This is a genomic window from Bacillus sp. EB V-12 (assembly GCF_056158125.1).
Map to the genome: position 1 here is coordinate 269,315 of NZ_JBUXJL010000004.1, position 20,856 is coordinate 290,170.

The following is a 20,856-nucleotide window of genomic DNA, read 5'->3' on the forward strand; positions in this document are numbered from 1 at the left end:
CAATGTATGAACTCCAGAATTTATTGAAAAACTATGTATAAATCGGAGGTGTAAATTTTGAATGATTTCACAGTAGTGCTTATCAAGTTTATATCGTGCATTATCGCATTTAGCATTGGGCTTGCTTTATTTTTCCCTGCAACGTTTGTTCAAATTATTTCATTCAGTCTCTTTGTTACAATCGTATCCTACATGTTCGTTGATAAAATTATTTTAAATCGAATTGGCAATACTGGTGCCATTATGTCGGATTTCTTATTAACATATTTAAGCGTATGGATTTTCGGTAATATTTTATTAGACAACTATATGCAAATTGCATGGGGCAGTATCCTTTCTGCCATCGTCTTCACTTTATCTGAAGTAATCGTTCATCGCTTCTCTAACTCTCATACAAGGCACAACAATGATAACATTCGTATTAATCGCCGCTTTGCATATGGTACAGAGTTTGCTGAAGAACAAAATATATTGGATAAAGATAAGAAAAAGTAACGTTTTAATGCAGGAGCGCCCTTTTTAATTATGTGGTGCTCCTTTTTTGTATTTTTTCATTATGGTACGTGAAATTATATAAGTGATTATTTCAAAATACCGAATTACTAACAATATTTGACGCTATTTTTTCTAATAAAAAACTGCCTCTTATTTAGAGGCAGCCACTTTTAAGTCTTTTACTGCAACAACATCCGCAAACGCTCCCAATACTGCGTTATGATGTTTCACAATATCTTCAGCACGTAACACTTCTGTATTAAATGTACTATGCGCATCACTCACTAACGTTACTTTATACCCTTCACTACATGCTCTGCGCGTTGTCGTATCTACACAATACTCTGTTTGCATTCCCGAAAGAATAACGTGTTCAATTCCTTTCTCTTGTAACACTTCGCTTAAGTTTGTATTATGGAATGAATCTGGAGTCGTCTTTTCAACTATATTATCTCCTTCTTGCGGAGCGATGGCCGCATGGATTCGCCATCCATCCGTACCTTTTTCTAACGGATGGTCTTTAGGACCGTTATGTTGGATATAAATAACTGGAATATCATTTGAACGACATTCCCTAATAAGCTCTTGCAATGTTTGTAAAAACTTTCCCCCATTATGTACTGGCATTCCAGCTGTATACATACCCGCTTGCACATCAATTACGATTAATGCTTTTTTCATTTCACACATCCCCCTTTATTTGTATAAGCCATTATTATTGTTTATATTCCATCATCCAACAATCTTCTAATTTCCCCTCATGCAACTCATGTTCCTTTAAAATCTTTACTTTTTTAAATCCACTTTTTTCATAACACTTTATTGCTCGTTCATTATTTACTTTCGGATCCATTGCAATTGCTTCTGCTCCCATTTCACCCATAATATATGTAATTGCTGCCTGAACGAGTTTTGTTCCAATTCCCTTTCCCCAATAGGCTGGTTCACCGATAAATTGGTCCATACCCCATACATTTTGTGATTCTTTATAGCCATATAACGCTTTCCACTCTGAATCCACTGGGTACATTTGTATGTAACCAATCGGAATGGTATCAAATTCTATTAAACATCTTTTTTCATTACTGTTTGGACTATGTATAAAATGATCAAGCACCTTTTCTACAGATTGCGGATTATCTCGTCCTTCGTAATACCGCAGGACTGCTGGGTCCGTTAACCATTTAGAAATGATAGATGCATCATCTTCCATTACGTATCTAATCAATAAACCTTCTTTTTGAAAAAGCATATTATACCTCTATTATTTCTTTATATTTTTTCTTGCTGTTACATCTTTCATTGCACCTACTAATGCATATGGTAGTAATGTAATCGCAAAAAATGCTGTAAATACGTTAAGTTGCGGGATTGTATAGAGTGTGAACCATTCAGTGAAAAATTGAGAATTTAATATTCTATTAAAAAACTCTCCGCCTGGCCTAAAGTTTGGCGCCCACGCAGTGATTTCACACAAAATAAAGTGAAACTTTAATCAGTGGGGGTTTTGTTCATCCCCCACTGATTATTAGTTGAACCAATCGGGCTTTTACGGGCAGTTGATCCCCCCTCCTTAAATATCCATCATATTAATTATACACTTTCCTCACTTTATTTGTTAAAATTTTCTATATAATTAATGCTGTTGGGGGGAAATACATTATGTCTAATCCTATACTTACATCCACTTTAATCATTCTTAGAGGAAACTCCGCAAGTGGTAAAACAACGATTGCAAAACAACTACAAGAACATTTCGGACAAGGAACACTTTTAGTATCACAGGATGTTGTACGTAGAGATATGCTTAGAGTACACGACACAATGGGTAATTTATCACATGATTTACTATTTGAAATTACGAAGTACGGAAAAGGAAAATGTGAATTTGTTATTTTAGAAGGTATATTGAACAGTCATAGGTATGGTGAGATGTTAAAAGAATTAATTCGTTATTTTGATGAAAATGCATTTGCATATTACTTTGATTTATCATTAGAGGAAACTATTAGACGACATAACACAAGAGACAAACGACATGAATTTGGTGAGGATTCCCTACAAAAATGGTATAATCCGCACGATACTATTAAGGTTGCCACAGAAACTATTTTTACAGATAACTTTACGCAAAAAGATATATTTGATGCAATTCTTAATGATGTTGCGATCGAAAAACAAGCCTAACATAATATGTTAGGCTTGTTATGTATTTTGTATTTCAGTTTTTATAATTAAACAATCTATACATAAATAATAGTATATATTCATTTCCCCAAACTGGAAATCAACTACTGAAATAAGTCCACGTTCCTCAATATCTTGAGTAATTGTAGCAACATACTTCATCTCTTTAGAACAAGTTGGACACGCCAAATCCTTTGGAAGATCATCATATAATGGTACGCCTAATAATCTACATACATATTCAGAACCGAACAAGTCAAAAGCTTCCCAGTAACTATCTTCATCTGTAGGTATATCTTCATTTTTCATATTTATAAGCTTTACCGTTGTTTTTGGTAATGAAGCTGGTAACTTAATTACAGATTTAGTAATAAGCCCTTTAAAAATCCTATTATCCTTCTACTAACAAAATAAAAGCCAGCCTCAATAAAGAGAACTGACTTCTATTTGGATAATTATTGTTATTATAAAATTTTCACTTTAACAGTTTGTCTTCCCCAATTCATAGCTTTACTTTTTGAACCCATTAAAACATCAATACGATTACCTTTAATTGCACTTCCAGTATCACCAGCGATCGCTTCTCCATAGCCTTCTACCCATACTTTAGATCCTAATGGGATTACTTTCGGGTCAACTGCAATAATTCTCATATTCGGATTTGCCGTTAAATCATGCCCCATCGCAGTTAATACGCGTCCACCATATGTACCATTTTCACTTGGATCAGCAGTATACGCTGTCGCTACTACCGTTAATTCACGTTTAGCAGACTGTATGTTGTTTTTAGATACTTCTTTCGCTCTCTCTTCTTCTTTAGCCTTTGCTATTTCTCTTGCTTTTTCTTCTTCTTTAGCTTTTGCTATTTCTCTTGCTTTTTCTTCTTTAGCTTTTGCTATTTCTCTTGCTTTTTCTTCTTCTTTAGCTTTTGCTATTTCTCTTGCTTTCTCTTCTTCTTTAGCTTTTGCTATTTCTCTTGCTTTTTCTTCTTCTTTAGCTTTTGCTATTTCTCTTGCTTTTTCTTCTTCTTTAGCTTTTGCTATTTCTTTTGCTTTCTCTTCTTCTTTAGCTTTTGCTATTTCTCTTGCTTTTTCTTCTTCTTTAGCTTTTGCTATTTCTTTTGCTTTTTCTTCTTCTTCTTCTTTAACTTTTACTTCTTCTTTAACTTTTACTTCTTCTTTAGCCTTTACTATTTCTTGCGCTTTCTCTTCTTCTTTAGCTTTTACTTCTTCTTTAGCTTTTACTTCTTCTTTAGCTTTTACTTCTTCTTTAGCTTTTACTTCTTCTTTAGCTTTTACTTCTTCTTTAGCTTTTACTTCTTCTTTAGCTTTTACTTCTTCTTTAGCCTTTACTATTTCTTGCGCTTTCTCTTCTTCTTTAACTTTTACTTCTTCTTTAATTTTTGCCTCTTCTTTAGCCTTTGCTATTTCTTGCGCTTTTTCTTCTTCTTTAATTTTTGCCTCTTCTTTAGGTTTTACTATTTCTTGCGCTTTCTCTTCTTCTTTAACTTTTACTACTTTTGCCTCTTCTTTAGGCTTTACTATTTCTTGTGCTTTCGTTGTTTCTTTCGCTTTTGCTACTTTCTGCGTCTTTATTTCTTTCTTTTCTTTAACTGATTTTTGTACTTTCGCTACTTGCTTCGTTTTCTCTTCAGTTTTCTTTTCAGTTGGTGCTGTACTTGATAGGAAAGAAACGTTTGCATAAGCAGTTTTTCCTTTATACTCAAATTGCAGCCATCCGTCTTTTACTTGATGCGTTGATTCAATTACATCATCTTTTTTTAGTCTGCCAAGAATTTCTGAATCCGTGTTTGCTTCAGTACGTACATTTAACAAATTCGCCGTTACATGATATACATCTTTTGTAAACTCCGAACTTACAAACACTTCTTTACCATTCAACTCAATTTTTGACCAGCCATCTTCGGTATTTATGACTTTTAACTCTTGCCCATTCTTTACTTTTTCGACCACTTTTGATTCTGTAGTCGGTTTTTCACGTACGTTAAGTACATCTGCTGTTACGATTGTTTCTGCGGTAGCAGTTGTGGTAAACGCTCCCAATCCAAAAACAGTTGCTGTTGCTGCGCCAATTACTTTTTTCATATTACCCTCCATTAAATTTTTTTGAATTTTATCAAATGTCTCTGTAAAATTGTATAATTTCACATAATATCAAAACATTTGCAACAGTATATTAATATTGTTTAATATACTGTTATTAAAACTCCTTACTCCAATACTATCAAATTCTCATTTCTAATTCTATATATTATAAATCTCCTTATCTTTTATAAAAGCTCCATGCCCTTCTTCACACTAAATAGTTGTGGCAATTCCCGCCAAAAATAAACTTACGATTGCTAAAATTTGAGTAGCGACTATAGCCCCTCTTAAATGAAACTTATAATCTTTATAACCTTTCATACCTTCCGTACTAGGAATCACAACAAACCTTGGAGTAATCCAGCAAAAAATTAGCCAATCAATTATAAGTAAATCTACTAAATTGAAAATCATTAAAATACCAAAAGTGTGTAAATAGGCATCCATATACATTAACTTTTCATGCTTATGTAGTATATATGTAGAAACGAAAGGAGTACCGAAAAGAATAGTATTATATACAATATTAAAATAAATGGTTTGCTTTTTTTCATGAATCGATTTTGGAAAAACTACTTTTTGAATATCTTTCGGATAATCAGTTAACGAAAGTCGAGGATTATAATATAAGGACCCTAAAATCATTACGGATAGTACAATAGACATGATGACACCAACGTACATCATTTGCTCAAATTGATTCATATGCTTCATTCACCCTTTTCTGTAATTACTATGATGGTCATTCACTTAATTACATATTGTATGTACGTACATAATCAAAAATTAACAACTAGCTTTAATAGCGAAGCAAAATTGTTGCAATGCAAATGCAAATTTAATACAGTGGAAGCCTAATTGATACAGATAGGATTGGTGAAACCTATGAAAATTGAACATATTGCAATTTGGGTAAATGACTTAGAATGTATGCGTGATTTTTATATGAAATACTTTAATGGTAAAGCAAACTCTTTATATCATAATAAAACGAAACAATTTGAATCTTATTTTATTACGTTCGAATCTGGAGCAAGACTTGAACTTATGCGTAAAAAAGGGATTGAAAATAAGCCTAATTTAAACATAACCGGCTATACTCATATGGCTTTTTCTGTCGGTAGTGAAGAACGTGTGAATGAACTAACAAAGGTGATAAAAGATGCTGGTTATCCTTTATTAAATGGACCACGTTTTACTGGAGATGGCTATTATGAAAGTGTAATAGGCGATCCAGAAGGCAATCAAATAGAAATTACGATTTAACTTACCCTTTTCCACCACCTCCGTATTTTTCCACAGATTAGGCGGTGCTGTTGTTGAGGTGCCAAATGAGGCAACTGCTTACTTTTACCGAAAAGCACTATCAAACATGCCAATATTCGCTACTTGGGAACAGCCAGAAGGTGCTGGTGGAAGTATTCGATGGGTTGAAGACTTCCGCTTAGCAATGCTTCCATTTACAAAAGGTGTCTATGTTAATACTCCTGACCTATCCATTAAAAATTGGCCAGATGCATACTTCAGTTGCAACTTTGACCGATTAATGGAAGTAAAAGCGGAATACTTTGCGAAAAATGTCTTTAACTTTCCGCAAAGTATTCCGCTTTTTTAACTGTTTAAATATTTTTTCAAACTGCTAAATAAACATTCATTTTATATTGTTTATTTAGCAGTTTAGTATAAAGACTCTTTTGTTTACATAATAATATTAAGGATTATAAGATATTACTCTTTTACTTCTCTTTTTACTTATAATTACTCTTCCTATATTAAAAGCAAAAGCGATAAAAAAGATAATACTACCCATTAGAAACACTTCATTATAACTACGAATAATTCCTTGCTTATATTTCTCCTTTAGTTGTTTGTAAATCTTGCTCTCCTCATCAGTTTTTAATACTATCTGTTGTTTTTTATTTATTGCTTGCAATACTTTTTCCCTTTCTAAATTTGACAAATCACTTTTTTTAATCACCGTCACTACTTCCCTATTTATCTTCTCTTTTTCAACTAACAACTGATGATTCAGAAACATCACCAGTATTGCTACCCCAACAATACTTCCAACTGTTCTAGAAATATTACATACACTTGCAGCAACACCTGACTTTTCAATCGGTACACTTAAAACTGCTGTTGTTGTATACGGTGCTAATGTGCACCCAGTTCCAATCCCAACGATTATTAATCGCCAAATATAATCCCATGTAGTAAAATTTGAATCTATTTGACTAAATAAATATGATGCTACGATAAATGTTAATAGCCCTATACTACCTACTAATGAGCTTCCCCGATTTGCTGCAATTGGTGTTACGATTACTGTAACAAGCATTGAAACAATCGCTAGTGTGCTAATTATTAAACCTGACTGTAATTCAGACATACCTTCTACTTGAACGAAATAAAAAGCAAGTATAAACAAAAAGTTCATTAATCCCATTCCAACAAAGAATAAAGAAAAATTCGAAATTGAAAACTCTTTATTTGTGAATAACTTTAATGGCAACATTGGATTTTCACTTTTCTTTTCAATGATAAAAAATAATATAAAACCTATGAGTGAGAGCATAAAAAGAAGTATTAAGCTTATCGTGCTTAAATGGTTTGTATTTACTTGTATGAGTGCATATACAAGTAAGCATAGTGCAGATGCAGAAGTAATCATACCTGCCCAATCTATTTTAGAGCTTGCAGCATGATCATAGGATTCCTTAATACAAAGAATCACGAAGATGAAAGATAATATACCAACTGGAACATTAATAAAGAACACCCAGCTCCAATTCAATTTGTCAGTTAAAATGCCTCCAAGTGAAGGGCCAATTGCCGCTGCTAATCCCCCAAAAGCTCCCATGATGCCTCCTATCATACCTTGTTTCTCTCTCGGTACTAAATTAAGACCTAGCGGCATAGCAACTGGTACGATAACTGCTGCGGAAATTCCTTGTATTATCCTAAAAGCTACTAATGTATGAAAAGAAGTGGCTATACCACACATAAACGAACTAATAGAAAATCCCAATAAACCAATAATATATAGCTTCTTGCGACCAAACTGATCCGCCAGACGTGCTGCAATTAATAAACACGATACAAAGGCAACATTATAAGTATTAGCAACCCAAGAAATTGTATCAATTGAAGTATGAAATGTCTTTGTCATTTCTGGTAATGTGATATTCACAATATTTGAATCTAAAATCGCCATAAAAAATCCTGCAATTAAAGCTATTAATGCAAATTTATTCCTCATTTCTGCCACCCTTATTCGTTTTATTGATTTAAAATGCCACTCACAAATAAACTTACACATGTCTCTATATACTCTTCTAATTGAATTTCTTCTTCCGATATACTTACATTCATAATGTATAAAAACAATTGTCCATAAAACATATTCGCTATCAAACGGTAATTACAGGTAGAAATGTGTCCCTTCTCACCAAGTTGCTTTAAATATTTTTCTAAGTGATTCACTAGATGTGAATTCAACTCATGTAGTAATGCTTTCATCTCACTATTTTGTCTTGATTCTATTAATGCAGCCCAAATATAATTTAGCTTTGGTAAATTGGTTTGAATATATGTTTCCGCCACTTTCGTAAGGTCCTTATGTAAATCACCAGTAAATTGCTCTTCTATTTCCTCTAGCAAAGCAACTGGTGTCGTCCGTAAAATAATACTCTCCCTAAAAAGATTTTCCTTATTTTTAAAATTACGGAATATCGTTAATTCGCTTACTCCTGCTTTTTCTGCCACTTCACGAATGGTTGTCGCTGTATACCCCTTTTCCCCGAATAATAAAGTAGCAGCTTCCATAACTTTTTCTCGTGCTGTTAATTTCCCCATCTATATTCCTCCATTCAATATGTAAGTAAGTAATTACTAACATATTATCACAAAAGAAAAATGAAAGTAACTAGTTACTTTCATTTTCTGGAATTTCATTATCTAATTTCTTGAAAATAAAAATTTCTCAAATATTAACAAATCGTCTCATTTCCAATCTTCCAGCTAAACCATCTCCCGTGCCCTTCTGTTTCTCCAACCGTTTCACGATATTCGTTTCCGTTAATATAATAATCAATATGAAGGTCACGATCCCACATGTTGTTATACAGGTGGAATACATCACGTTTTGCTCCAATTTCTTGTATTTGTTTTTCTAACTTATGTTTTACTTGTTCTGGTATTTGATTTGCAACATGTGTATGGAAAATACAAATAACAGCTTCTTCACTTATTTGTTCAATAATAGATGATAATAGCTCTACACCGTCTCCTTCTATTAATTGGACAGATTCATTTTTCACTAAAGATGCAGCTTGATCAAACATCTCAAGCCTTTCTTTATGTTCTGGCCAAATTAAAGCACGTAACCATAAATAATCTTCCTCATTATGTAAATCATTCACATGTAAGTCCAGTCCGATTCTTTCTACGACAGATGGGCTTTCTTTTAGAAAATGCGGCACATTTTCCCCTCTTATTTCAGAAGTTACATGCACATTTGAATTTATATTTCCATACATTTTATTCGTTCCGTACGAATAACGATATTGGTCCCAGAACAATTGCAACCCAGAACTTGTCCCAATTTCAATTAACGCTAACGGCTTCTTCACTTTCTTAAATATGTAGCAGAAACTTGGGTATAAGTATGCGCACCGTCTTACTTCATTCGTTTGAACAAGTTTTGTTTGTAACAAAGTAATGATTTCTTCTCGGTACTCTTTACAGAAATCTTTAAAATGATTAAAAGCTTTATCTAAATTTGTATCAGCATCTTCAACTAAACTACTATAATACGTTTTTAAATGATGTTCTTTCCCTGCTAACAATAAATAATGTACTGCACCTAATAGTAAGTTTGGGACTGGTTGACCTACCTGAGCATAGGACGATAGTGTAAGTACTTCCTCATCTTCAGCAATTTTCATTGATAAATATTCATATAAATCACTTGACCCTTTACATTCCTTTATTGAAAAGTTTCGAAATAAGTTTGAAATTTGTTCTTTTGTACACATTAGAGTCCCTCCTTTTTATTTTTCAGAATAATCTTACCATTACAGAAAGAATAATCCCATAAAAAGGTACTCGATTTAGTCACTTAAGGATACGTAAGCTTTTTCGAGATAATTTCAAACTGTAATTTTTTTCTATTTATCACCTTAAAAGAGCTTGTTAAATAAGATTTTTAGCGAATAAAACGTTAAATAGTTTAAAATTATCAGATAACACTAGATATTTTAGTCTATTAATTATTATAATAGAGTATGAGATGGTTATATAATTGAGACAAAAAAGGTATACACCTAGGTGGGGCCTAGGCGGTGTTTCTCTTTTACGGCTTAGACATAGAAAACACCTACACTTTTTTGCCAATATAGGGGATGGAGAGATTATCATGAGCAACATGCAGCAAAAAACAGACGTTATCTTAATTGGTGCAGGAATTATGAGTGCAACGTTAGGCTCATTACTAAAAGAATTAGCACCAGAATGGGAAATTAAAGTTTTTGAAAAACTCGCAAGTGCCGGGGAAGAAAGCTCTAACGAATGGAATAATGCAGGTACTGGGCATTCTGCGCTATGCGAACTGAACTATACTTCCGAAAAAGCTGACGGATCTATAGATATTAGTAAGGCTGTAAAAGTGAATGAGCAATTCCAGCTTTCAAGACAATTTTGGGCATATCTTGTAAAGAGCAAATTAATTCGTAATCCACAAGATTTTATTATGCCACTACCTCATATGAGTTTAGTACAAGGGGAAAAAAATGTTGAGTTTCTAAAAAACCGTTTTGAAGCGCTTTCAAAAAATCCACTGTTTCAAGGAATGGAATTTTCCGATGCTCCTGAAACATTAAAAAAATGGCTTCCACTCATTATGGAAGGTCGCACATCTAATGAACCGATGGCGGCAACGAAGATTGACTCTGGAACAGATGTTAACTTCGGTGCATTAACACGTATGTTGTTTGATTACTTAAAAACAAAAAATGTCGAACTAAACTACAAGCATAGTGTCGAAAATATTAAGCGCACGAAAAATGGTTTGTGGGAAGTAAAAGTACACGATATGAATAGTGGTAAAATTGAGCATCATACTGCTAAATTCGTCTTTATTGGCGGCGGTGGCGGTAGCCTACCTCTACTTCAAAAGACTGGTATCCCTGAATCAAAGCATATCGGTGGCTTCCCAGTAAGTGGACTATTTATGGTATGTAAAAACCAAAAAGTTGTAGAGCAGCATCATGCGAAAGTGTACGGTAAAGCTAAAGTTGGCGCTCCGCCAATGTCTGTACCTCATCTAGATACGAGATATATAGACAATAAAAAAGCTTTACTGTTTGGACCATTCGCAGGCTTCTCACCTAAATTCTTAAAAACAGGTTCAAATCTTGACTTAATCGGTTCTGTAAAACCGAATAACGTCTTAACGATGTTAGCCGCTGGTGTAAAAGAAATGGGACTTACAAAATACTTAATTCAGCAAGTTATGTTATCACATGAAAAACGTATGGAAGAATTACGCGAATTCATTCCGAACGCGAAAAGTGAAGATTGGGATATTGTAGTTGCTGGGCAACGTGTACAAGTAATTAAAGATACTGATGCTGGCGGTAAAGGGACACTTCAATTTGGTACAGAAGTAGTAAGTGCAGCTGACGGCTCAATCGCCGCATTACTAGGCGCATCACCAGGTGCTTCTACTGCTGTTCACGTCATGCTTGAAGTATTAGAAAAATGTTTCCCAAGCCGCATGGTAGAATGGGAAGAAAAAATAAAAGAAATGATTCCTTCATATGGCATTTCACTAACTGAAAATCCAAGATTGTTCCAAGATCTTCACACTTCTACTGGTCGTACACTTGGATTAAACGAAAAAGAAACTGTTCATAATTAATGAAGAAATAAAAAAACGTCCGATATATTCGGACGTTTTTTTGTCTACTAAAAATTATACTTATCAATATTATCTTTCGTAAATACAACTCGTTCTGGTAATACGATAATTCCATTCCCTTCTGCCTCATAATCATATCCTTGAATGGAGTTTGGCTCTACCTTCACTTTTCCAATTCCTTTTACTTCGAAGCTATCCCCTACTTTTAACTTCTTCCCTTTTACAACAATTTCATTTGCTACATACGTTGCGAGAGCACCTTGTTGTTTTACATCCCATAAACCAAATTGTGCTACTGTTCCTCGTTTTACGTAATCACGCATAACGTTTGGTGTAGAGAAGCCAGTTACGACAACCTTTTTATCCATTTTTAAATTTTCAGCTGCTTGTGCCATTGCCGGAAGTGCCGTTGCATCTGGACAAATGACTGCGTTAATATCAGGATACGTTTTTAAAATATTCTCTCCTACTGACAAAGACTTTTGCGCATTATTTTCACCGTACTGCGTCGTTACAATTTCCCAGTTCGGATATTTCTTTTTAATAATTTCTTTCGCTTTCGTTACCCATTGGTTTTGATCCGTTACTGTCGGGCTAGAATAAAAGAAGGCTACTTTTCCTTTATCTCCAATTTGCTTTGAAGTCATTTCTATTAATAAATTAGCAAGTTGGTCTGGTGTTCCTTGGCTTATATAAAAAGAACGATCTTTCGGATTCACATCAGAATCCCATGTTAACACCGTCATCCCTTTTTTCTTAGCACGTTGCAGTGATTGCGATAACCCATCCACTGACGTAGATGAAACCATAATCGCATCATAGTTTTGATTAATGAAATTGTTTATATATTTAACTTGCCCTGAAACACTCGCTTCAGACGGTCCATCATACTTCACTTGTACGCCTAGCTTCTCTCCCATCTCTTTTGCCCCTTCACCACCCGATGTGAAGAAACCAACTCCTGTTAATTTCGGAATAAATGCAAATTTCACATCATCAACCTTTTTCTTATCTGCCGTTTGGCTAGAACACGCAATTAAACCGATTAAACAAGTACATACAATCAATACAATCCCCAGTTTTCTCTTCATGACATTTCCCCCTTATGCAAATTCTTTCTTTTCTCCGCTAAGAATTGATGTAATTTGAAATGTCTCATAATAACTGAAAGAATAAGGATAATACCTATTACTACATTGGATTGTTCATTTGTTAAACCCGTCATTTGCAAGCCATACTGCATGAGCCCAATGAAAATACTCGCCAGTACAGTACCAATAATGCTTCCTTTTCCGCCTGTAATAAGTGTACCGCCTAAGACGACTGCTGTAATGATTGGTAAAATTGTTTCACTTCCCATATCAGCACGTGCGGAACCGAAGTAGGCAGTTAAGAAAGCGCCTCCTAATCCACCTCCTAACCCTGAAAGTATGTAAGCAATAATGACTACTTTTTTCGTTTTAATCCCAGTGTATTTTGCTGCATTTTCGTTCGCACCTGTTAATTTCACATGGCGCCCGTATATAGTTCGATGAAATAACACAGTACATAAAACTGTTAATACGATCAGTAGCCATAGTAAATTCGGTATTCCTATAAAACTACCATTTGCCAGTTGTACAAATACGTCTGGTAAACCGCTTATTCCTTCATACCCAGAAGCACCTGCGCCTCCTGAAATGACGAGGGCAATTCCCCCGTATAAAAACATCGTTCCGAGTGTAACGACGAGTGGTTCTACATCCGTCATTTTTATAATGAGTCCGTTTAAAGCGCCTGCTAAACAACTAATTATTAGGGCGATTATAACAGCAAACAAAATAGGTATTCCGTTCATCCAAAGTACACCGATTAAAATCGAAGTGAGCCCCATTATTGAGCCGATCGATACATCAATTCCTCCTGTTACTATAACAAAAGTCATTGGTATCGCCGCAATTGCGATAAATAAGAAATCATTTGTACTAAAAAGGAGATTACTAATATTTAAGAAATCACTATTTATTAAACTAAAAAGGATGAATTCTACAAGAAGTAATACAATTAGAACCCCTTCCCATCTATATACATACTTCATAGATTCATCCTCCTTTCTGCCTTCCACTTTTTCATAACACTATCTAATATGATGATAAGTAATAATAAAAAACCTGAAATAGCATTATTCCAAAATGCTGGTATTTTTAAAAAGACGAGTGAGCTACTTATTGTTTCTAAAAATAACGCTCCTAATGCAGCTCCAAATAAAGATCCTGTTCCTCCTTTCAAGTGAATTCCTCCTAGTACAGCGGCTGCGATTACTTGTAATTCTAATCCTGTACCTGTTTGATTTGGCACGAAACCGATATTCATAACAAATATGCAACCAGCGATCGCAGCGCTTATGCCTGAAATCATAAACGCATATATCTTCACTTTATTAACAGGTATACCAATAAGCCTCGCGCCATCTTCATTATCACCTACCGCATAAAAGTATCTTCCCAATGGCACTTTTCTTAAAAAGAAGTATAGTAGTAGTAAAATAATAAGAACGAACCATACAGTTATAGGTAAACCAAGAATGATGATAGATGGCAGCTGCTTAAAATCGTTTGGAATATCTTCAATCCACTTCCCGCCTGTGAAAATTAACATTGTACCTCTAATAATTCCTAACATGCCTAATGTCATAATAATGGCTGGTACCCGAAACTTCGCAACTCCAATACCATTTACGAAACCGATAATGGCCCCAAGTATAATAGCTACAAATATCGACAAGAATGCACTATACCCATTCGTTAACATCATTCCGCAAACTGCTGCACTTAACCCCATGCTTGAACCAACTGATACATCTATATTTTTCGTAAATAAGACGAACGATTGACCGATTGCTAGCACGACTAAAATAACGCTTGATTTCATCAGTAAAGATAACGAGTTAAATTGAATAAAACTAGGGTTTATCATTCCTACAATAGCTATATAAATTAGTAGTAACAGTATGATAGACGTTTCATGCATTTTTAACATACGTTTCATTCCGCTACACCTCCGTATGCAAGGCGTGTAACTTCATTCACACTCAGTTGTTCTTTTTCCATATGAGAAACAAATCGCCCATTTCTCATTACATATACACGGTTTACTAATTGGACAATTTCTTCAACATCTGAAGAGATTAATAAAATTGCGAGTCCTTCCCTTTTCATTTTTTTTATCGTCTCATACACTTCAAGCCTTGCTTTCGCATCAATTCCGCGAGTCGGCTCATCAAGAATAATAATTTTAGGATTACATGCAAGATACTTCGCAAGCACGACCTTCTGCTGATTACCTCCTGATAAAGATGCCAGTTCTTTATTCATATTCTGTACAACAATTCGGAACTGTTCTATAAACGAATTAACTAAAGCGCTTTCTTTTTCTTGATTTATAAAAAAGCGATTATTTTGATATAAACTTGCTGCTGCAATATTTTCTTTAACAGAAGCAATTGAGAAAATTCCATTCCTCGCTCTATCCTCTGGCACATAAACTAGTCCTTCGTCTAGCCTTTTATGCAAAGAACACGTATCAATTGATTTTCCACCCAATAAGATAGACCCTGATTTTATAGTTTTCAATCCAAATATCGCTTCTGCTAATTCCGTTCTGCCAGATCCTATAATGCCAGCAACACCTACAACCTCACCGGCATGTACAGTGAATGATATATTTTCGAATGCGTGACCATTTATATCAACCACTTCTAATATTTTTTTCGTCTTTACTGTCTCTTGAACTACTTCTATTTTCTCTTTCTGTTTATATCCTTTTGGCAATAGTCCCTCCATCAGCATGTCATATGTATAGTCACATACATCACCTTGGCTTACAACCATTCCATCACGTAGTATTGCTACTTTGTTGGCAATTTCAAAGATTTCTGGAAAACGATGCGTAATATAAATCATCCCAATTCCTTTTTCTTGTAAACTTTTCATCAACACAAAAAGACTCTTAATTTCGTGTGTTGTTAATGTCGATGTTGGCTCATCTAGAATAAGAATCTCAGCTTCTCTTATTAATCCTCTAACGATTTCTACTAACTGTTGTTGCGCAATCGATAATGTTCCTCCTAGTTTATTAAGGTCAATATCCCATCCTAAGCTGCTAATCAATTGCTGAATCTGTACTTTTAGTTTCTTTTTCTTTTTCTTTTTCTTTTCTTTTAACCCGATACATATATTTTCTTCAATAGTCATATGCGGAAAAATGAGTGGTTCTTGCGGTATTAAATAAATACCTTTTCGGTGTGCTTCTGATGGATTTGAAAACTGTTGCTTCATTCCTTTTACATACATCTCTCCATCATCATACGAATATAACCCCGTTAATATTTTCATTAATGTTGATTTCCCGGCGCCATTTCCCCCCACTAAAGCGTATATATCTCCGCGCTCTACTTGTAAGTTCACTTCTTTTAATACAAGTTGATTTAAAAACGCCTTACTCATTTTCTTTACTTGTAATAAAGGTACGTTCTCCACATGATGTCACCTGCCTTTATCCAGAACATTTTTTGAGAAAATGATTATTTGTTCTACTTGTTTTGTAGCATTGTATATTCCTTTTTTTATATCTAGAACACTTTTTTCTACGTACTATTAATCGTTTCAACTGGAATAAACAAAATATATGGTACATATGTTTAAGCTGTGGTCAATTGTTGAAAGGGATGAAGAGTATGACTCAGCTAAACTTTGAAGAAAATTTATTAACTAAAGTAGCTTGGTACTATTATAAAGACCAATTAACACAACAGGAGATCGCGTCACTTCTTCATATTTCAAGAAATAAAGTCGTCCGGTTATTAGATAAAGCGCGGAGTGAAGGTATCGTTACATTTCACGTAAAAGGGACTGGTTTGCACTGTTTAAGTATTGAGCGTGACCTAATGAAAAAATTCCACTTAAAAGATGCTTTTATTATCCCTACCCCAGTAAACAATTATCACGCTTCTCTCGGAAAAGCTGCTGCACAATATTTAGAAACTCATCTCCAGCAAGGCGATTTACTCGGTATTGGCTGGGGAGAAACAATTAGCAAAATGCTAGAAAACATTCATTTTGAAAGTTCTATCAACCTTTCAATCGTAACGCTCACAGGCGGGGTAAATCACTATCTCCCGAGAAAACAAAACTATTTACACTACATGCAAGGCGAGCTTCACATTATCCCTACGCCGTTTCTAGCGTCTACAACCGAAATGGCACAAAGTATTCTATCAGAACCGAGTGTAAAAGATATGCTTCAAGTCGCTTCACTTGCTCATACGGCTGTTGTCGGTATTGGGGGATTATCTCAAGACGCTACGATTGTAAAAGAAGAAAAATTAACACTACGTGAGATGACATATATTCGTAGTCAAAACGGTGCTGGCGATATTTTAGGACAGTTTTATAATACAAATGGCGATTTATTAGAGCTCTCGCATCACAATCGTCTAATTGGCACGCCCCTCTCTATTTTGCGCAATATGAAGCATGTCGTCGGTGTTGCTGGAGGTACTGAAAAGATAGATGCAATTTATGGTGCCTTAAAAGGAAAGTTTATTCATTCATTAATTACCGATGAGGAAACTGCCCTCTCCTTATTACGAAAGGATGGTGATTGTTAATGTCCCATTTATTAGCTTTCGATGCTGGTACAGGGAGCATTCGAGCAGTTCTTTTTGATTTACATGGTAATCAAATTGCAGTAAGTCAAAAAGAATGGATTCACAAATCTGACCTTCGTTATCCAGGCTCTATGAACTTTGATGTAGTAGAAAATTGGAAGCTAGTACAAGAATGTACGAAAGAGGTGCTTCAAAAAAGCAACACTCCTGCCCCTTCTATTCTTGCTATTAGCGCTACAAGTATGCGAGAAGGATTTGTTTTATATGATCAAGATGGGCAAGAAATATGGGCGTGTGCAAATGTTGATGGGCGCGCATCCGTCGAAGTTAGTGAATTAAAAGAAATTCGGTCACATCTTGAAAAAGATTTATATACAAAGTCTGGTCAAACTTTTTCATTAGGTGCTTTACCACGCCTACTCTGGATAAAAAAACATGAACCCGACGTCTATAATAATATTCACTCTTTTACAATGTTAAACGATTGGATTTTATATAAACTAAGCAGCGTACTACAAATTGATCCCTCAAACGGATGCACGTCAGGTATTTTTGACTTACAAAATAGAGTGTGGGATAACGATGTCGCTAAGGAGTGCGGTCTATCTTTGCCATTTTCACCAACAGTAAATGAAGCTGGTACAGTAATTGGCAACGTTACAAAAGAGTGTGCAGCATTAACTGGATTACGTGAAGGGATTCCTGTCGTCGCCGGGGGTGGAGATGCTCAAATGGCATCGCTCGGAACAGGAATCGTGAAACCGAATCAAACGTTAATATGCGGGGGTAGCTTTTGGCAACAAGAAGTGAATGTTACTGAGCCAATAACAGATCCACATGCTGCGATTCGAGTAAATTGTCACGTTGTTCCGAACCTATGGCAATATGAAACAATCGCCTTTTTCCCAGGTCTCGTTATGCGCTGGTTTCGAGACGCTTTTTGCCAAGAAGAAAAGAAACTTGCTGATAAACTCGGTGTAGATGCTTATGAATTACTAGAAGAACAAGCGAAAGACGTACCTGTCGGTTCACATGGCATTATCCCTACTTTTTCAAACGTTATGAACTACATTTCTTGGCGTCATGCCGCACCTTCTTTTTTAAATTTAAGTTTAGACGCTGACAAATGCGGAAAAAAAGAACTGTTTCGTGCTATTGAAGAAAATGCAGCCTTCATTACACTTGGAAACTTAAAATTAATAAAAAATCTAACTGGCACATTCCCTTCTGAAGTTATTTTTGCTGGCGGTGCCGCTAAAGGAAAACTATGGCCACAAATTCTATCAGACGTACTCGGTATTCCTGTAAAAGTACCTGTTGTGAAAGAAGCAGCTGCTTTAGGAACTGCGATTGCTGCTGGAGTTGGTGCTGGCATATATTCATCTATGGAAGAAACTGCCGAAGAGTTTGTACAGTGGGAGCAAACATTCGAACCAGTTACTGAAAATCACGAACTATATAAAGAGTTCTATGAAACATGGAAAACTGTATATGACAGTCAGCTCGCTTTAGCTGATAAAGGGCTCACCTCACATATGTGGATTGCGCCTGGTGCACTGTAACACATTACATAAAGGAGTGAACTGTATGTTAAAAGCGAATGAAAATGACTTCTCCTATCGCTTCGGTGATAACGGGCCGAAATATTTAATACAAGGTCCAAATATTGATCTTGGCCTTGTTGTCATTCAACCGGGCCAGGAGTTTCAAAACCATTATCATACGACGTGCGAAGAGGTCTTTTATGCATTAGAAGGTGAAATAGATTTCTATGTGAATAATGAAAGAGTTCCAATTAAACAAGGTGATGTCCTGCAAGTTCGTCCTCATGAATCTCACTATCTTATTAACCATTCTGACAAACCTTTTAAAGCTGTTTTTATTAAGTCACCACATTTACCAAATAAAGATACTGTACAAACGGAAAATCCAACATTAACGAAGGAGTGATTTGGAATGACTTGGGGATTTAAAAATCGATTAAATACAATTTTACCTGATGGTAGAGCGGTTATGTTAGCAATAGATCACGGTTATTTCTTAGGACCAATTCACGGACTAGAACAACCACTTGAAACAGTAAAAAACTTACTTCCTTATACAGACTCCCTCTTTTTAACGCGCGGTGTACTTAGCTCCTGTATTCCTGAAAACTGCAGCACACCGATGGTTATGCGTGTATCTGGCGGCGCTACTGTCGTCGGTAAAGATTTAGCGAATGAAACAATTGTTACACCTGTAAAAGAAGCAGTGAAGCAAAACGCAATTGGCGTTGGCGTTTCTGTTTTTGTCGGATCAGACTATGAAACACAAACTGTTTCGAATCTGGCAAATGTAGTCTCTGAAGCTCACGATTACGGCCTACCTGTACTCGGCATTACCGCAGTCGCAAAAGAATTACAAAAACGTGAAGCTCGCTTTCTAGCACTTGCTTCCCGCGTATGTGTTGAAATGGGTGCTGATATTATTAAAACGTATTACTGCGAGGGATTCGAAAAAATAACGAGCACATGCCCTGCCCCAGTCGTCATCGCAGGTGGCCCAAAACTAGATTCAATTGAAGACGCATTAAACATTACGTACAATGCGCTGCAAGAAGGCGCAATTGGAGTAGACATGGGCCGAAACATATGGCAATCCGAGCACCCAGCTGCGATGATTCAAGCGATACATGGCATTGTGAAGAATGGATTGAATGTGAAAGAGGCGCTGGAACTTTATGATGATGTGAAGAATTAATGTGAAAAGACAGACTATTTATTAGTCTGTCTTTTTTACTTTACAGTGAAACTTTCTTAATCCGTCTTCTAATATGATACATACTTAAATTCTATACACCTTCAAATGATTACTCTTGATGATTACTATTAAGCTTTGAAACTTTCTTGCCTTCTCTATAATCAAGACAAGACACCTCAATTAATAAGCCATTAAATACTGTAAAATAAAAACCATAACTACTACCTCTCATCGTATACGGTTCCTTGTCTATTTCAATGCCACCAGCTACTAAACGATTATATGTTTGATCAACTTCATTTGAAGTATCCACTAAAAAACCAATATGAAAAGCTTCTGGATACATCACTTCCTTATTCCCCTTAAATGCTTTGGGGTCGCTTAGCACCAGTATAAATCCACTCTCATCACTCATTACTAATAATGCCTTTCCCTTTTGCTCTAAAAATTGAAAATCAAAAAATGTTTCAAAGAAATGTCTCGCTTCTGATAAATCATCAACACATAAATTCAAATGATTTAACTTCATTCACTTCATCTCCTTTTAAGCAGAGGGTATGTAGACTCATTTTCATAACACTTAAATATGCAAGGTAAGATATTCAAGCGTTCCGTCTAAGACTATGCTTTATAAGTCTAATACTTTTCTCCATAGCCTAGAACGTTTTTTAAATGAATGAAAGATTTCCTATCATTCCCATCCCCCCAGTAATAAAAAAGAGGATACATGATTGCTTCTACAACATGTATCCTCTACTTATATA

Annotated in this window: 21 protein-coding genes and 2 pseudogenes; 9 read left to right on the plus strand and 14 right to left on the minus strand. The window is 35.3% G+C overall.

The features are described 5' to 3' along the window. The first annotated feature begins 57 nt into the window (after positions 1–57). Positions 58–495, plus strand: a complete 438-nt coding sequence (locus tag ACZDYH_RS16685) for a YndM family protein (RefSeq protein ID WP_000997702.1) — start codon at positions 58–60, stop codon at positions 493–495. A gap of 150 nt (positions 496–645) precedes the next feature. On the opposite strand, the gene ACZDYH_RS16690 is transcribed toward ACZDYH_RS16685, so the two are convergent. The 3 genes and pseudogenes from ACZDYH_RS16690 to ACZDYH_RS16700 all read right to left on the minus strand — a co-directional run. Next, complete coding sequence (locus tag ACZDYH_RS16690; protein ID WP_000709539.1) at positions 646–1,176, minus strand: cysteine hydrolase family protein; 531 nt, start codon at positions 1,174–1,176, stop codon at positions 646–648. A gap of 34 nt (positions 1,177–1,210) precedes the next feature. Next, positions 1,211–1,747: a GNAT family N-acetyltransferase gene (locus ACZDYH_RS16695; protein WP_000898772.1), complete on the minus strand. Its 537-nt coding sequence runs from the start codon at positions 1,745–1,747 to the stop codon at positions 1,211–1,213. Positions 1,748–1,759: 12 nt separating this feature from the next. Further along, positions 1,760–1,978: pseudogene (locus ACZDYH_RS16700) on the minus strand (YfzA family protein); the annotation flags it as partial. Between the two features lie 179 nt (positions 1,979–2,157). Between ACZDYH_RS16700 and ACZDYH_RS16705 the strand changes: the two are divergent. Further along, positions 2,158–2,682 carry a kinase gene (locus ACZDYH_RS16705; protein ID WP_078421266.1) on the plus strand — a complete coding sequence of 175 codons (525 nt, stop codon included), beginning with the start codon at positions 2,158–2,160 and terminating at the stop codon, positions 2,680–2,682. Positions 2,683–2,700: 18 nt separating this feature from the next. On the opposite strand, the pseudogene ACZDYH_RS16710 reads toward ACZDYH_RS16705, so the two are convergent. The 3 genes and pseudogenes from ACZDYH_RS16710 to ACZDYH_RS16720 all read right to left on the minus strand — a co-directional run. Beyond that, positions 2,701–3,036 (minus strand): annotated as a pseudogene (locus tag ACZDYH_RS16710) (hypothetical protein); the annotation flags it as partial. Between the two features lie 110 nt (positions 3,037–3,146). Continuing rightward, on the minus strand, positions 3,147–4,787 hold the full coding sequence (gene entB / locus ACZDYH_RS16715; protein ID WP_474886661.1) for a cell wall-binding protein EntB: 1,641 nt from the start codon (positions 4,785–4,787) through the stop codon (positions 3,147–3,149). Positions 4,788–5,000: 213 nt separating this feature from the next. Then, positions 5,001–5,492: a hypothetical protein gene (locus tag ACZDYH_RS16720; RefSeq protein WP_001071244.1), complete on the minus strand. Its 492-nt coding sequence runs from the start codon at positions 5,490–5,492 to the stop codon at positions 5,001–5,003. 180 nt (positions 5,493–5,672) lie between these two features. On the opposite strand from ACZDYH_RS16720, the gene ACZDYH_RS16725 reads away from it, so the two are divergent. Together ACZDYH_RS16725 and ACZDYH_RS16730 are read left to right on the plus strand one after the other, a co-directional pair. Continuing rightward, positions 5,673–6,053, plus strand: coding sequence for a VOC family protein (locus tag ACZDYH_RS16725; RefSeq protein ID WP_000687535.1), 381 nt, complete (start codon positions 5,673–5,675; stop codon positions 6,051–6,053). Between the two features lie 58 nt (positions 6,054–6,111). Continuing rightward, positions 6,112–6,402, plus strand: a complete 291-nt coding sequence (locus ACZDYH_RS16730; RefSeq protein WP_002041349.1) for a BBE domain-containing protein — start codon at positions 6,112–6,114, stop codon at positions 6,400–6,402. 96 nt (positions 6,403–6,498) lie between these two features. Here the strand turns inward: ACZDYH_RS16730 and ACZDYH_RS16735 are convergent, their stop codons facing one another. From ACZDYH_RS16735 to ACZDYH_RS16745, 3 genes are all read right to left on the minus strand, one after another. Continuing rightward, positions 6,499–8,046 (minus strand): MFS transporter, encoded by a 1,548-nt coding sequence (locus ACZDYH_RS16735; RefSeq protein WP_001244610.1) that lies wholly within the window; start codon positions 8,044–8,046, stop codon positions 6,499–6,501. Between the two features lie 20 nt (positions 8,047–8,066). Next, entirely contained in the window at positions 8,067–8,642 is a 576-nt protein-coding gene (locus ACZDYH_RS16740) for a TetR/AcrR family transcriptional regulator (RefSeq protein ID WP_000517411.1), read from the minus strand. Positions 8,643–8,776: 134 nt separating this feature from the next. Then, entirely contained in the window at positions 8,777–9,823 is a 1,047-nt protein-coding gene (locus ACZDYH_RS16745) for a DUF2332 domain-containing protein (RefSeq protein WP_166695429.1), read from the minus strand. 380 nt (positions 9,824–10,203) lie between these two features. On the opposite strand from ACZDYH_RS16745, the gene ACZDYH_RS16750 reads away from it, so the two are divergent. Beyond that, complete coding sequence (locus tag ACZDYH_RS16750) at positions 10,204–11,706, plus strand: malate:quinone oxidoreductase (RefSeq protein WP_000069138.1); 1,503 nt, start codon at positions 10,204–10,206, stop codon at positions 11,704–11,706. Between the two features lie 47 nt (positions 11,707–11,753). On the opposite strand, the gene lsrB is transcribed toward ACZDYH_RS16750, so the two are convergent. The 4 genes from lsrB to ACZDYH_RS16770 are packed head-to-tail and all read right to left on the minus strand — an operon-like array spanning position 11,754 to position 16,223. Next, on the minus strand, positions 11,754–12,797 hold the full coding sequence (lsrB, locus tag ACZDYH_RS16755) for an autoinducer 2 ABC transporter substrate-binding protein LsrB (protein WP_166695430.1): 1,044 nt from the start codon (positions 12,795–12,797) through the stop codon (positions 11,754–11,756). Continuing rightward, positions 12,794–13,783: an ABC transporter permease gene (locus ACZDYH_RS16760; RefSeq protein WP_000878526.1), complete on the minus strand. Its 990-nt coding sequence runs from the start codon at positions 13,781–13,783 to the stop codon at positions 12,794–12,796. Before ACZDYH_RS16760 ends, lsrB begins: the two co-directional genes overlap by 4 nt. Continuing rightward, complete coding sequence (locus tag ACZDYH_RS16765) at positions 13,780–14,733, minus strand: ABC transporter permease subunit (protein ID WP_000827494.1); 954 nt, start codon at positions 14,731–14,733, stop codon at positions 13,780–13,782. The genes ACZDYH_RS16760 and ACZDYH_RS16765 overlap by 4 nt, the downstream gene beginning before the upstream one ends. Next, positions 14,730–16,223: a sugar ABC transporter ATP-binding protein gene (locus ACZDYH_RS16770; protein WP_166695432.1), complete on the minus strand. Its 1,494-nt coding sequence runs from the start codon at positions 16,221–16,223 to the stop codon at positions 14,730–14,732. The genes ACZDYH_RS16765 and ACZDYH_RS16770 overlap by 4 nt, the downstream gene beginning before the upstream one ends. Before the next feature lie 197 nt (positions 16,224–16,420). On the opposite strand from ACZDYH_RS16770, the gene ACZDYH_RS16775 reads away from it, so the two are divergent. The 4 genes from ACZDYH_RS16775 to lsrF are packed head-to-tail and all read left to right on the plus strand — an operon-like array spanning position 16,421 to position 20,092. Continuing rightward, positions 16,421–17,353 carry a sugar-binding transcriptional regulator gene (locus ACZDYH_RS16775; RefSeq protein ID WP_000192709.1) on the plus strand — a complete coding sequence of 311 codons (933 nt, stop codon included), beginning with the start codon at positions 16,421–16,423 and terminating at the stop codon, positions 17,351–17,353. Beyond that, positions 17,353–18,915 carry an autoinducer-2 kinase gene (lsrK, locus tag ACZDYH_RS16780; protein ID WP_166695433.1) on the plus strand — a complete coding sequence of 521 codons (1,563 nt, stop codon included), beginning with the start codon at positions 17,353–17,355 and terminating at the stop codon, positions 18,913–18,915. Before ACZDYH_RS16775 ends, lsrK begins: the two co-directional genes overlap by 1 nt. Before the next feature lie 25 nt (positions 18,916–18,940). Then, the gene (locus tag ACZDYH_RS16785) at positions 18,941–19,303 is read left to right on the plus strand and encodes a cupin domain-containing protein (RefSeq protein ID WP_000909986.1); all 363 of its coding nucleotides are present in this window, start codon (positions 18,941–18,943) and stop codon (positions 19,301–19,303) included. Positions 19,304–19,309: 6 nt separating this feature from the next. Continuing rightward, a complete protein-coding gene (gene lsrF / locus ACZDYH_RS16790; protein ID WP_000219772.1) occupies positions 19,310–20,092 on the plus strand; it encodes a 3-hydroxy-5-phosphonooxypentane-2,4-dione thiolase in 783 nt (260 codons plus the stop codon). Positions 20,093–20,201: 109 nt separating this feature from the next. Here lsrF and ACZDYH_RS16795 read toward each other — a convergent pair whose 3' ends face one another. Further along, entirely contained in the window at positions 20,202–20,621 is a 420-nt protein-coding gene (locus tag ACZDYH_RS16795) for a VOC family protein (RefSeq protein WP_000773075.1), read from the minus strand. Positions 20,622–20,856: the final 235 nt, after the last annotated feature.

Coding starts and splice junctions, on each gene's coding strand:
- ACZDYH_RS16690 (WP_000709539.1), bottom strand. CDS start 1,176: ATGAAAAAAGCATTAATCGTAATTGATGTGCAAGCGGGTATGTATACA.
- ACZDYH_RS16695 (WP_000898772.1), bottom strand. CDS start 1,747: ATGCTTTTTCAAAAAGAAGGTTTATTGATTAGATACGTAATGGAAGAT.
- ACZDYH_RS16705 (WP_078421266.1), top strand. CDS start 2,158: ATGTCTAATCCTATACTTACATCCACTTTAATCATTCTTAGAGGAAAC.
- entB (WP_474886661.1), bottom strand. CDS start 4,787: ATGAAAAAAGTAATTGGCGCAGCAACAGCAACTGTTTTTGGATTGGGA.
- ACZDYH_RS16720 (WP_001071244.1), bottom strand. CDS start 5,492: ATGAATCAATTTGAGCAAATGATGTACGTTGGTGTCATCATGTCTATT.
- ACZDYH_RS16725 (WP_000687535.1), top strand. CDS start 5,673: ATGAAAATTGAACATATTGCAATTTGGGTAAATGACTTAGAATGTATG.
- ACZDYH_RS16735 (WP_001244610.1), bottom strand. CDS start 8,046: ATGAGGAATAAATTTGCATTAATAGCTTTAATTGCAGGATTTTTTATG.
- ACZDYH_RS16740 (WP_000517411.1), bottom strand. CDS start 8,642: ATGGGGAAATTAACAGCACGAGAAAAAGTTATGGAAGCTGCTACTTTA.
- ACZDYH_RS16745 (WP_166695429.1), bottom strand. CDS start 9,823: ATGTGTACAAAAGAACAAATTTCAAACTTATTTCGAAACTTTTCAATA.
- ACZDYH_RS16750 (WP_000069138.1), top strand. CDS start 10,204: ATGAGCAACATGCAGCAAAAAACAGACGTTATCTTAATTGGTGCAGGA.
- lsrB (WP_166695430.1), bottom strand. CDS start 12,797: ATGAAGAGAAAACTGGGGATTGTATTGATTGTATGTACTTGTTTAATC.
- ACZDYH_RS16760 (WP_000878526.1), bottom strand. CDS start 13,783: ATGAAGTATGTATATAGATGGGAAGGGGTTCTAATTGTATTACTTCTT.
- ACZDYH_RS16765 (WP_000827494.1), bottom strand. CDS start 14,733: ATGAAACGTATGTTAAAAATGCATGAAACGTCTATCATACTGTTACTA.
- ACZDYH_RS16775 (WP_000192709.1), top strand. CDS start 16,421: ATGACTCAGCTAAACTTTGAAGAAAATTTATTAACTAAAGTAGCTTGG.
- lsrK (WP_166695433.1), top strand. CDS start 17,353: ATGTCCCATTTATTAGCTTTCGATGCTGGTACAGGGAGCATTCGAGCA.
- ACZDYH_RS16785 (WP_000909986.1), top strand. CDS start 18,941: ATGTTAAAAGCGAATGAAAATGACTTCTCCTATCGCTTCGGTGATAAC.
- lsrF (WP_000219772.1), top strand. CDS start 19,310: ATGACTTGGGGATTTAAAAATCGATTAAATACAATTTTACCTGATGGT.
- ACZDYH_RS16795 (WP_000773075.1), bottom strand. CDS start 20,621: ATGAAGTTAAATCATTTGAATTTATGTGTTGATGATTTATCAGAAGCG.